The sequence below is a fragment of the Butyrivibrio sp. FC2001 genome (assembly GCF_000424125.1).
Lineage (GTDB): Bacteria > Bacillota > Clostridia > Lachnospirales > Lachnospiraceae > Butyrivibrio.
In genome coordinates this window covers 214,328-226,542 of record NZ_AUJH01000011.1, presented here as the reverse complement: position 1 = coordinate 226,542, position 12,215 = coordinate 214,328, and the positions used below count along the sequence as shown (strand labels likewise).

Sequence of the window (12,215 nt, the reverse complement as noted above, 5' to 3'; positions counted from 1 at the left end):
ATTATAAAACCATCCTTCTTATAACGTCTGAGTTTTGAGCGGCTGATACCAGTTCTGCGTTCCAACTCAGCAAGGTTGACCTTGTCTATGCTGTAAGAATCCCCCATTTCCTGTTTCATCTTATCCACTGCTTGTGTTAAGATTTCTTGTAAGTCATTACTGATGCTTTTTCTATACATTTTCCTCCTATCTGATGCGTTGGCTAACATCAGTTTAGGACAAAAGATAAGTTCAGTAATGACTTTTTGGTTATTTTCTTGCGATGAATTATGGCTGTTTTAATCCGATGATAAATGGTCAAATTTCTCCGATGATATTTGGCGATTATCACCCGATGCTAACAATGTTGATGACTGCTGGTTTCTGACTGCCAAAAACTGCTGGATCTTAACTGCCTAAATTTGATGGTTTTAGATTACCACTTACAAAGGACAATGATCCTTCAAAAAAGAAACAGGATTAACCAACAAACACGTTGATCAATCCTGTTTCTTATTTTTTTAGGTAAAACCCTCACGAATAACCCTCAAACCAGCCCCTCAAGTTTGCCCCTCACGAGCAACCCTCATAAAAGACCCTCACGAAGGTAGCCCCTCACGAAAATCGATTACCCCTCTGTTTTCTGATAACGAAAAGCATTTACAAATATTTCCCAAAAGAAAAGCCGTAGCTTCATCATTTTTTGATGAGTACTACGGCTATTTGTTTACTACATCATATTTCTCATATTATCCTAATGCTTTTGGGATAATTCTTTTTATTTTAATGTTTTCTATATTTCAATTTCTTTCGCTGTTCTTCTTCTATAGGAAGAATCTCCGAATCCTTGTAACGAAGTGCTTCGTAGACAGCGTCTAGATTTCTCTTTAATTTACGGATTCCGTCAGGCTCGAGGGAGGCCGCATGGTCAGTGCCTTTCCAGGTTCTATCAAGAGTATAGTGACGCTCGATGTAGTTTGCTCCAAGCGTATAGGCAGCCACATCCACCGCGATACCAAGATGATGTCCGGAAAAACCGATGGCCTTCACTCTGTCTTCATACTGCTCACGCATACGTGTAATCTCAAGAAGACAAACATCCTTGAAGGGTACAGGATACCCCGAAGTACAGTTATAGAGTACAAGATCCTTTGCACGGCCCTTCTTCTCAAAAAGTGAGACTATCTGCTCCTCTTCCTCACGCTTTGTCATTCCGAATGAAAGCTGCATCTCGCCTTCATAATTATCGCAAAGCCATTCCAGCATCTCAAAATGAGTATTGCAGGCAGATGGGATTTTGATAAACTTCGGATCAAGGCTAGTAATCTCTTTTGCACTGGTCATATCCCATACGGAAGTAGAATATATGATTCCAACCTCCTCACACCATTTTTTTAGCTGGGCGTGCTGATCCACATCAAACTCCAAAAATTCCCTGTGCTCGCCGTAGGTCTTACCATAAGAATTATAGGGATTTGGATGTGGCGCATTGTACTGTTCCTCAGTCAGAAGCTCCTTAGGACAGCGCTTCTGGAACTTGATGGCATCTGCCTTACAAAAATATGCCGCAACATTTATCAGCTCATGGGCGATATCCATCTGTCCCATGTGATTACAACCTGCTTCAGCTATAACTATTGGTTTTCTGTACTCCATAGTGCCTCCAAGTAGTTGTCAAAACAATAATTTGCAAACATTTACTTTATCAACCAAGTGATAAAAGCCTTTATAGTCCAAGAATATGGTCAATTATATCCCTTACCGCCCCGTGTCCCCCGGGTTCCTTAGCGATATATTTTGCTGCTTCCTTCACGGACTTATGTCCATCCGCAACAGTGCAGGGATATCCCACATATTTCATAGCCTCAAGATCATTTATATCATCACCGACAAAAACCACATTTTCTGGACTGATGCCATGTTCCCTGCATATCCTTTCAACTACGCTCTTCTTATCTCTACATCCGGGCTCATAGATATCCATCTTAAGCTTTTCAACTCTTCTTTTATTTATATCGACACTTTCTCCTGTTACAATACCCACCAGAATTCCGCGTTCTCTAAGAAGGCGGATCCCCATTCCATCCTTGGTGTTGTATTTTTTTAGGAGGTCACCTTCAGGAGAATAATACATGCCTGCATCGGTAAGGCAACCATCACAGTCTGTAAGAAACATCTTAATTTCAGGAATGTCGTTCTCAGATTTCAGCTCATTATCATCACTACTTGTGTATAACCTATTTACTCCTTCAAGAATATTGCCCGCTACATCCTTAAGTCCCTTTGTCATGCGCTTTTTCATGAGTCCTTCTATTATCTCCCAGTCAGAGGGCTCATCTATTTCGAAGAAAGTATCTTCCGGCATCTCAACTGCCTTGATATTTCCCGACACACGATTCCTAGTCTTCATGAGATCAACCTTGGAAGTAATATAAAAAGCTCCATTTTCCACAAAATATCCATCAAACTCCTGACGTCTCGGTCTATTAAAAACATCATAGTTAGACGGGTGCGCAAAGCCGTCTTCATCAATCCTCCAGTTAAATCTCTTTTGACGAACAACTGACAACACACTGTCTGTGCCCTCTTCATTAAACGCATCAAATCCTCTGTTTAAATCATCCGCAGTAAGAAGCGGAGATGTAGCCTGGATAAGAACTATATTGTCGAAGTCATACTTCTCTGCGAATTCAAGCATCGCAAATTCTGTGGATGCAGTATCTGAAGCAGACTCAGCGGAGCGGCCAATGATTTGGAGTTTGACAAAAACATTCTGTCCAATAATTTTCTCACCATTTTGGACCCCAACGGAATTGTCATTTCTACTTAGACCAACAGAACAGCTCTCTTCCAGAGCTTCCTTAATTTCTTTACTGTCCGTCGCAACGTACACCTTATCAATTGCATCACACTCGCAGGCAGCTTTAACCGTCCAATACACAAGCGGCATCCCGCATATCGGTTTAATATTTTTAAGTGGTATGGATTTGCTCCCCCCTCGCACGGGAATAAACGCTACATTCATATTATGTTCTCCGATAATTTTTCCAACTTCAAACAATTGTGTAAGGTGTCTCTAACATCATCCCAGCATCGGTTCATCAAGTCTTCCAATCTATCAGGCTCTCTATCATGTCCACATCAAAAACCGGTATTCCGCACCTGTCCTTGATTCTCTTTCTTTCAGCAAAGGAATCGTCAATGAAAATTGCCTTCTTTTCCTTTATACAGTCGCTCTTCTCCTGTTCCCTACTTAATACAATAATCTCCTCAAAAAGCTCTTCCGAGATTCCTGCCTTCTTAAGATCTACATGAAGATCGGTGGAATGCTTACTAAGCAATATGATTCTTTTTCCGGCATTTCTAGCCTGGTATATAAATCGCATGACATCAGCATTCACCTTATCTCCCAGCGTCAGCGTATCGTCATAATCAAGGTAAACCGTGTCGTAATCAAAATCTATTCTGAAAGCACTGTAAAATGCCCTGTCCAGAACGATGTCATAATCATTTTCAATTATCGATACAGGATATCCCCAGAATGTAAACAGCGTAAGCATCGGAAGATTCACGCCGCTGTTCCTGTAAAGCCCTGCTGTTCCGGGAATTCTGGGCGAAACCTCCATCAGCTTATATTTACCATCAGCTGTCTTCTTCACCTGGAAAAACCATGCACCTTTAAAGTTCAGCCTGGAATTAAGTGTATCTGCTATGTGCTTTACTTCCACATCAGTTTCCATACTTCTGGTTCTGACACTTATCCCGATTCGTATCCTCTCACGATTTCTCTGCCTGCAAAATTTTAGCTTGCCGTCGCCATCCGTAAAGCAATCCACAGTGTACTCAACTCCCGGAAGGTACTCGCAGATAACAAGCTCTTTTCCGGAAGATAGGGCAATCTCCAATTCTTCTTTATTATTTATCTTAGATGCGCCAGCTGAGCCCTGTCCCACTGCAGGCTTCACGAACACAGGAAAGCTATCCACCTCATCTGCTGAGCCATAGCTTTTCGGAACGAAATCCTCGCCCTGAAAATACTCATAGGTTTTCTTTTTAGAACGGCAGATACCGGTAGTCTTTTCATCAGCAATAATCACCTGCGCGTGAATCTCGTCACTATGCGCACTAAAAAACATGCAGACACTGTCATGAGCAGGATATACGCAATCAATGCTATTTTCATCTATTACTTGGTTGAGATAACTCAGGAAACCATCGTCATCAACAAACGGAAAACCGTCTATCAGATGGGCATAGGTAAACTCAGAATGGTCGGACGCACTTGTCCCACCATAGATTTTCACAAACTTGGAATACTTCAAAGAATTCTGTATTTCGAATGCAATCTCGGTCCCAGCCGGGAATATAAGTATATTTTTCTGCACAATGCCCCCTCGCACTGCTAACACGCAAGAAACAATAAACCATCTATATTAGTATTTTATTACATTCATGATAAAATAACCACCCTGACCATGATTAGGATTATCTTGTAAACCTATCTATCATCTGGGCAATTTCATCAAGATTAACCTTCAATTTTCCATCATACATAAACATTGCAAATTCTCCTTTGAGCGGAACAATAACCGGTACTACATCCTCATCAGAGAAATTGTAGGCAATAAGGATTTTCTTCTTGGGATCAATCATCCAATATTCTTTTACCCCTGCATTACAATATTTGTCTGTCTTAACAAACATATCCTTTCGCCTGGTCGAAGGAGACAATATTTCTATAATAAGATCAGGTGCCCCAAAAACAACTCTGTCCTTAATCTTATCTTCATCGCACACAATAATGATATCTGGTTGAACCATAGTCTTGTCATCGCAATCAAGTTGAACATCGATAGGTGAAGAGATCGGTATACATGAACCCTTATTTTCCCTAATGAAATTGTATATCGAGTTAAACACCAGATCACAGATAATCTGATGAATAGTCCTCGGCGCGGTCATATCATAGAAATAGCCATCTATAAGCTCAACCCTTTTATCATCCGGAAGAGCGTAGTAATCAGCTACTGTATACTCTCCATTCTTCTTAGCCCCGTAGACAGGCTCGTTCTCTAAGAGCATCCCTGACTTTCCTTCATAATCCGAATATGAAACTGAACTCTTCTCGCCATAGGAATAAGCCTTCCCACTAAATATCGATTCATCACCCTTAAGAACTTTCTCAATGGCATCCAGAGTAGCCTTCCTGGGACTTTTAGTTGCGCCAGTAAAAATTCTCTGCAAAGTCACAACCGGAACTCCGGTATAATCTGAAAGCTGCGTAAAACTATATCCTCTTGTTTCTTTTATCTTATTCATTTCATCTATAGTCATATCGCACCTCTTTTCATTTCAAATCATATCATTAGATTTATTATGATATCATATTATATCTCATAATATCTTTAGTCAATATCAAAGCAGCGGGAAGACGCCATTTTCTCATAAAAAATAATCTCACACGCCGTCTATTTATTGATATAATTACATTAACAGTTTTCATTATCGGAGGGGGAAAATGAAGAACTTTGAAGCATTATGCGACTTGATCTCAACAGTCATAGAAGCAGATTTTCCATATAGAACCGAAGCTTATGAACCTCTTACCAAGAAGCTTGGCGACACATTAAAGCAAGAGGGTTGGACAGCTGATGAGCTGCTGCCTCTTTTTGACCAAAGCTTTGCAACAGATGCCCAGCTCTATCTCATGGTGCTGTCTGCTGTTTACTGGGCTGCTCCCGACATGAAGTACATGTTCAAGGCTGAAGAAGTCATCATGACCGGTGCTCTGAACATGAATCTTACTGCGGCTGTTCATTTTCAGACCTATCACCAACGATTCATAAATGGCGCACTTGATGACTACGCAATCAGAAGAACCCTCCACAGGTATATTTCCAAGAGATATTTAAAAGAGCTCGATGCCAACATCGAGATGATTCCTTATGAAAAGCGAAATCACAAATTTGCTGTGGTTACTACTTATCAGCTGCTTGGTGAAAGACACGCACCTACAAATATTGTGCTTTCCATATGTCATCATCTCCAGAATCACTTCGGGTATGAAGTCCTCATGGTCGTCATCGGCGAGCCTATAGATTCTAATGAATTTTCAAAAATCTGGACCGGCGATTTTGCAATGCCCAACTACACTGACACCTGGGGAGAATACGGAATCAACTATCACGATCAGATAATTCACTGTTACCAAATTGATATAAATAAAGCATCAAGAGCTGACATGCTCTCATTCATCGGTGAGATCTATGGCATGCGACCGGAATTCATCTGGCAGATAAACGGCCTGCCCAGAATGGATCAGATTTGGCGGTCGATGACCACTTATGTAGCAATGCCAGTAACCCACGGGCACGAAGTATCCGACGCACACCTGCTGGCAAGATATCAGGCAGGTGACATTCTTCCTGAAACTGCTGAATACATCAAAGCATTTGGACAGGAAACCATTTACTTTAAAATGTCAGGTTTTGGTTATTCTGAGGAACAGAAGGAAGATGAATATACCAAGAAAGGTTTTGGAATACCGGAGGATGCCTTTACCATAGGCATAATTGGAAACAGAATTGAAAGAGAAGTTACCGAAGAATTCAGACAGATGATGGTAACTATTTCAGAGAAAAATCCCAAAGCATACTTTATCTTTATAGGGCCTTTCGAGCAGAAACTTCCTGAAATTCTAGAACAGCGCTCCAAGAAACTAGGTTACAGAAAAGACTTCTTAAACGTTCTTAAAATAATTGATCTTTTCATGAACCCAAAGCGTTCAGGTGGTGGCGGTGGTGCTGTAAGGGCAATGCGAATGGGTATTCCTGTCACAACACTTCCAGAGTGTGATGTTGCTAATTCTGCCGGAAACGATTTTATCTGTAAAGACTACGATGAAATGACCTCTGACGTCTTGCATTATATCCAGGATTCATCATATTATCATGAGCAGTCTGAAAAAGCGAAAAATCATTTTAAAACATTATTCTCTAATGATATTAAAAGTGATCTTGCCCAAGTACTGGACAAAATATTAGAAATAGCAAAAAAGCAGTGATTATTTAGGAGGCAATATATAATGGAATGTCTTGTATGTAATACCAAAATGGAACCTTATTTCGAGAAAAAATATGATATCAAAACTCACATTTTTGAACGTTGCCCCTCCTGCGGACTGGTTATTAATTCCACGGTCTACAATATGAGTGAAGCTGAGTGGTCAGATGCAAATAATGTCCACAAGAGTTTTCAGGGGGAAATTGATACCCAAAATCCATCCTGGAAAAAACGTATTTCTCGTCTTCAGCCTCAAGCCGAACTAGTCTACCAATTATATATTAATGGACTATTTGATGAAGACACAAAAGCTGTTGACTACGGTGGTGGAGACGGTTTGTTTTCAGAAATGATACAAAAAGACTATTTAGAAAAATGCCATACATCCCAAAAGAAATTTCTCGTAAAAACATATGAAAAATATCTGCAAATTAAAGATAAAGATGGTTATTACAATGAACAGGACATGACACCCAAAAGTTTCGATTTGGCTATATGCTCTGCTGTGCTTGAGCATATGATAGGAAGAGAAGATGTAGATTATTTCTTTAACCTGGTGAATGACACCGGCGTTGCAATAATCCACACACTTATTTGCGAATCAGTCCCCCAGGATCCTGATTGGTTCTATATTTCCATGCCCGTACACTGCACCCTATGGACTAATGAGGCAATGAGCAGAATATATACTCAGCATGGATTTGTTGGATGTGCATACCACTTACCATCAAAAATGTGGCTATTTTTTAAAGACAGTGAGAAATACAACCTTTGTAAAGATATATCATCAAAAATACCGGGAGAGTGGACATTTTCTCCTTCATTTGTAGATTATTGGAAAGCCCCTCCATACCATCATCACGCCATGGATCCCAGATAGATTCAGGGGAATAATCTTATGTGTATATCCATTTATAGTTTTTGCTATTAGTTTTCATTTCACTTTTTATATAACACGTTCTATCTTTAAACTATTCTTTATTTAGATTGTTAAGGTAGTACTCAGCATTAATATATTGAATCTCGTTTTCACACGAAGAAACTCCGTTATAGATAACACATTTCCCCACAATGTCTCCATACTGCTTTTGGACATATTCACATTTTTCCTTATCCACAAGATGTCTTGTCTGTTCTGAAACTATTTTGTCACTATGCTTTATCTCATATAGTTGACAACTAATACTTCCACGGTCGAATACTACCATATCAAATTCACCTACAGGAAATTGCAGGACAAACACTTCTTTATCAGGGAATGCTTTTTTAGTTTCTAACAGGATGATATCTTCCATCATCCTTCCCCTAACTTCATCAAGTAGCCTTTCCGTAATTCTTAGCCTGTCTTTTATGCCTATATCACGAAATAAATCATCCTGGAGAAGGGATGAAACCAACGCTTCTGCCTGTGAATAGCGAAGTCCAGGTTGGGTAAACACTATTCTCTCTTTGTTCTTGTCACTCCCTGAAGAAGATACCACTTCAATTGTATCGATAAGATCAAGCAAAAGAAGATACTCCTTCACCTCATTCATATGAGTAGTCTCAACAATTGCTGTCTTTCCGTTAACATCATGAATGTCTAGTTTAGCCATCAATCGCTCTGTAACCATTGATGTGTCGATATCATCCAGAATATCCGAAGGAGCTTTTTTATCTTTTCTAAGATTATTTCTGGTTATTCCCAAATCATGAGATACAAAAGCCCTCTGAATGACCTCCAGCACAAAACTGTGGTTCATATCCTCTACTATTCTGTTAATTACGTTTGTAAGCTCCCCCTTTTCATAAAGATCTGCCAATCCTCTAAAATGCCCTTCATATTGATAGTTCTTCAAAGAATGCTGGATGTTATGGGCAATAGCGCTATCTACATATTCATTGGTACTCTTTACATTTGAAAAGGTCGTTGGCATTTGATTGTAATTCACTCCGCCAAGACTCATTGTTCCGCCATACTTTATGTAATTATCAATACCCTGTATTCCCAGCACACGTTCAAATTCACCATAGGAGATAAAGGTTGTATGAAGCATTATTGCCCTGTCATAAAGCTGCTCGTCCTGAGAAAACAAAAATCCAAGAGAATCCGTTCCTGACAAAACTATCTTCATACCACTGCTGGCATATATATCGGAAAAAAGAGCTGCCTGCTCAATGAAATCATCCATACGGGTAACTTCATCTATAAAAAGATATCTATATCCACTCTTCTCAAGTTCGCGAATATATTTATTTAAGGATGAAATATCGTCTCCATCATTAACCTGAATAAAAGCTGTTTTGGATAATTTGTCCGCATCCATGTCGTAGATAGCCTGTCTAATCATAGTGGTCTTTCCGGTTCTTCGAAGGCCATAAAGAATAAACACTCTATCATTTACCGGCGAATAAAGATAGTCTTTAAGTTTGCTAAAGCAATCTCTTTTCTTGTAATCTCTCACCGGAGCAGAAAATTCCTTTAATTCATCTCCTACCCTTATGAAAGAATCTGTCAAAACGCTATGTCCTACAACCGCTTCATCAACTATTGCAACAGGAAGTTTGGGAGAATTATCCGCTTTAAGCATAGCTTCAAGGCGTTTTCTCTCTTCAATTTGCTTACGCAGAATTTCAAGTTCCTCGCCTTTAATTCGCTTTGTTATCTGTCTGCCACTTTCCCTGTATTGCCAGTACTCATATTCTTTGCCATTTATCCTTTTTATCACGATATTCCCAGGAGGCAGGCTACTAATTTGCTTTTTTACTCTATTTATTTCTTCGCTGTTCATATTAAATATACCCCTAAGAATATTTTAACCTTTTTAACCTCGCTTTTCAATTTAGGGTTAAAAAGGTTAAAATGATTCATGCATTATTTTGACTTTAGTTTATTCTTATGAATAAGCCTATTCTTCCCCACATTCTCATTCAATTTCCTCAAATACCGCCACTTCTCCATCGCCTCGCCCTCGGACAACTTACTATCTATGTCATCCCAAGAAATAGCTTCCTCATTATCATACCCATATATCCAGCGATCTCGCTCACTTTGATTCACGCCTCTGTGGTTCAGAAAATCTCCATAATTCTCTGCGTTCTTAAGCTCAGCCTTACTAAAATCGTTCGGAAAGCTTACATCCCAAAACACTCCGCTTCTTACACACATAGCAGGATTACCAGCCCAAACCGAATTGTGCTCTACCATCTTCCCTGAAATTACGCTTCCACCACCAATAACAGAACCCGAATCAATCCTCGTTCCCTTAAGCATCAACACATCCTGACCTACCCACACATGATCACCCATAAAAATGCTCTTGGAAGAATTAACTCGGTTATAATCTTCTATCCCATAAATCATGTGTCCATCAGCATTTCTGATAGTGATTCCGCTTGAAAACAGACAGTCATCTCCAATAAAAAGATGCTTCTTCTCACCGATAATAACCCTCACAACCTGCTTTGCTCTGCATCTTCTTCCGATATGAATAACAGAATCACTAAAAATACTCAAATCCAGCGAATTAACTATAGGTGCATTAGCATGAAGATAAATCAGAGAATTATTCCCATTAAAAGTAATCTTCGAATTCTTTAAATCAACTCCCATCTCACAATAGAGCACATTATTGTTTCCACTCCACATAATTGCTGATTGGTAGACGCTAGGAAAGCTTCCAATAATTATATTCCCTTTGTTATCCACTTCGATTACATTCAGATTATCATTAACCATAACTATCTCCTTTGCCTACTCGTTAACCAGCAAATAGTTAATGAGTCAGTTCAGGAACTCCACTTTAGAATAATGTGGAATCCTCTTCTCCTCCGGAGGAAGCTCCATATAATCCCCATAGCACTTTGTAAGAACAGCATCCCCGTCATTTGGTCCCCAAAACTCAGCATCCCCAAATTTGTATTTTTTTAAAGGAAAGAAATCTTCAATCTCATAGTAATTCCTACTTGTATAGACACTTGCATAGACTTCTCTTTCTATAGATTTAACATCTTCACTTCTCATCCTATAATTCCAGAAATTCGATGTAATCCATTCAAGCTTACCAAGCCTTTCCTTTACCTCTTCATCATCCATAGTCCCAAGCATACGCCCCCTACTTATGTAATTGACATATTCCTCTTCGCCACGAGCACATAAATTCCTAAGTTTAAGTCTCTCAATCCTATATAAATCAATAGAAAGACCGTGATGGCTATACAAATTATCCTGTAAAAAATGTTTACACTCAGCAGATGTATTCAAATCCTTAACATGAGCCCAAGCGTGAAAATACAGTGGTTCAGATTTTTCATCCTCCAGAAATAGCCAATCCGGCAACTCCTTTCTTAGGCAATCCAATGCCTCATCATAATTCTCATTAAAAACCACAAAATCATAATCATCATCCCATGGCACAAATCCACCATGCCTCACTGCCCCAAGCAACGTACCATTCATTATGCTATGTGAAATGGCATGCTTATTAAGTATATCCTCAATAACGCATGCCATCTCTGTTAACCTTACCTGAACCTTATCCAATTCAAAATCCGATAACATATATTGTGACAAAATTTCTGCCATATTTATTCCACCTGCGCACTTTGGATCATTACAGGCTTCTCCATCAGCCTGCATCTCCAGGCACCAATTCCCCAATCTCCGTAAAAAGCATCACAAAGATCATAGACATCATCCATCTCTTCGCTATCTATAACAATGCAAAAATCAGCACTCTCATATTTACAAAGAACTGATCTATACTCCTCCAAAATATCCTCCCTCACTAAATTTATCTTATCTTCAAGTCCTGTCTGAATAGCAAAAATAACAAAAATATCCTCTTTACTATCTTCAAAAACCTGATAATTTCGTTCAAGTTTATGAAGTAATTCTTTTCCATATCTTAAAAGGCTGGCAGTACAGAGATTATACAGGATAGCCTTCTTTTTCTTTCCCTTTGGCATGTAAATGCGCTTATTAAACTCAACTTCACATAAGTATTTTCTATTATTTTTCATAACAAAATCCTGATGTAAAAATCAATCACATACCTTACAGCATAATTTACATAATCTTATTTGGTAAGGTGCTTTTTTGATGGAAATAATGCATCAAATATCTTCTGTGCATCATAATTTAGAGCATATTATACAGCAACCTTTTTATATCGATTTGCAAACGAAACTGGTTT

The 12,215-nt window shown here is 39.1% G+C and carries 10 protein-coding genes; 2 read left to right on the top strand and 8 right to left on the bottom strand.

Annotation, left to right across the window (positions count from 1 at the left end):
* Positions 1 to 762: 762 nt before the first annotated feature.
* The 4 genes from G601_RS0105885 to G601_RS0105870 all read right to left on the bottom strand — a co-directional run bounded on the left by G601_RS0105885 (position 763) and on the right by G601_RS0105870 (position 5,313).
* Positions 763 to 1,635: an N-acetylneuraminate synthase family protein gene (locus tag G601_RS0105885; protein WP_026491345.1), complete on the bottom strand. Its 873-nt coding sequence runs from the start codon at positions 1,633 to 1,635 to the stop codon at positions 763 to 765.
* 70 nt (positions 1,636 to 1,705) lie between these two features.
* Positions 1,706 to 3,004 (bottom strand): N-acylneuraminate cytidylyltransferase, encoded by a 1,299-nt coding sequence (locus tag G601_RS0105880; RefSeq protein ID WP_026664795.1) that lies wholly within the window; start codon positions 3,002 to 3,004, stop codon positions 1,706 to 1,708.
* Between the two features lie 76 nt (positions 3,005 to 3,080).
* Entirely contained in the window at positions 3,081 to 4,364 is a 1,284-nt protein-coding gene (locus G601_RS0105875) for an ATP-grasp domain-containing protein (protein ID WP_026664794.1), read from the bottom strand.
* A 100-nt stretch (positions 4,365 to 4,464) separates the two neighbouring features.
* A complete protein-coding gene (locus G601_RS0105870; RefSeq protein WP_026664793.1) occupies positions 4,465 to 5,313 on the bottom strand; it encodes a Uma2 family endonuclease in 849 nt (282 codons plus the stop codon).
* Positions 5,314 to 5,497: 184 nt separating this feature from the next.
* Between G601_RS0105870 and G601_RS0105865 the strand changes: the two genes are divergently transcribed.
* A complete protein-coding gene (locus G601_RS0105865; protein ID WP_026664792.1) occupies positions 5,498 to 7,042 on the top strand; it encodes a glycosyltransferase in 1,545 nt (514 codons plus the stop codon).
* A 21-nt stretch (positions 7,043 to 7,063) separates the two neighbouring features.
* Positions 7,064 to 7,921: a methyltransferase domain-containing protein gene (locus G601_RS0105860; RefSeq protein ID WP_026664791.1), complete on the top strand. Its 858-nt coding sequence runs from the start codon at positions 7,064 to 7,066 to the stop codon at positions 7,919 to 7,921.
* Positions 7,922 to 8,012: 91 nt separating this feature from the next.
* Here G601_RS0105860 and G601_RS0105855 read toward each other — a convergent pair whose 3' ends face one another.
* The 4 genes from G601_RS0105855 to G601_RS0105840 all read right to left on the bottom strand — a co-directional run bounded on the left by G601_RS0105855 (position 8,013) and on the right by G601_RS0105840 (position 12,042).
* Complete coding sequence (locus tag G601_RS0105855) at positions 8,013 to 9,749, bottom strand: AAA family ATPase (RefSeq protein ID WP_242834387.1); 1,737 nt, start codon at positions 9,747 to 9,749, stop codon at positions 8,013 to 8,015.
* Between the two features lie 146 nt (positions 9,750 to 9,895).
* The gene (locus tag G601_RS0105850; protein ID WP_026664789.1) at positions 9,896 to 10,759 is read right to left on the bottom strand and encodes an acyltransferase; all 864 of its coding nucleotides are present in this window, start codon (positions 10,757 to 10,759) and stop codon (positions 9,896 to 9,898) included.
* A 45-nt stretch (positions 10,760 to 10,804) separates the two neighbouring features.
* Entirely contained in the window at positions 10,805 to 11,605 is an 801-nt protein-coding gene (locus G601_RS0105845) for a LicD family protein (RefSeq protein ID WP_026664788.1), read from the bottom strand.
* Between the two features lie 2 nt (positions 11,606 to 11,607).
* Positions 11,608 to 12,042, bottom strand: a complete 435-nt coding sequence (locus G601_RS0105840) for a hypothetical protein (protein WP_026664787.1) — start codon at positions 12,040 to 12,042, stop codon at positions 11,608 to 11,610.
* Positions 12,043 to 12,215: the final 173 nt, after the last annotated feature.

Bases quoted from the DNA above. Each gene is read 5' to 3' on its own strand.
- G601_RS0105885 (WP_026491345.1), bottom strand. From the start codon at position 1,635: ATGGAGTACAGAAAACCAATAGTTATAGCTGAAGCAGGTTGTAATCAC.
- G601_RS0105880 (WP_026664795.1), bottom strand. From the start codon at position 3,004: ATGAATGTAGCGTTTATTCCCGTGCGAGGGGGGAGCAAATCCATACCA.
- G601_RS0105870 (WP_026664793.1), bottom strand. From the start codon at position 5,313: ATGACTATAGATGAAATGAATAAGATAAAAGAAACAAGAGGATATAGT.
- G601_RS0105865 (WP_026664792.1), top strand. From the start codon at position 5,498: ATGAAGAACTTTGAAGCATTATGCGACTTGATCTCAACAGTCATAGAA.
- G601_RS0105860 (WP_026664791.1), top strand. From the start codon at position 7,064: ATGGAATGTCTTGTATGTAATACCAAAATGGAACCTTATTTCGAGAAA.
- G601_RS0105850 (WP_026664789.1), bottom strand. From the start codon at position 10,759: ATGGTTAATGATAATCTGAATGTAATCGAAGTGGATAACAAAGGGAAT.
- G601_RS0105845 (WP_026664788.1), bottom strand. From the start codon at position 11,605: ATGGCAGAAATTTTGTCACAATATATGTTATCGGATTTTGAATTGGAT.
- G601_RS0105840 (WP_026664787.1), bottom strand. From the start codon at position 12,042: ATGAAAAATAATAGAAAATACTTATGTGAAGTTGAGTTTAATAAGCGC.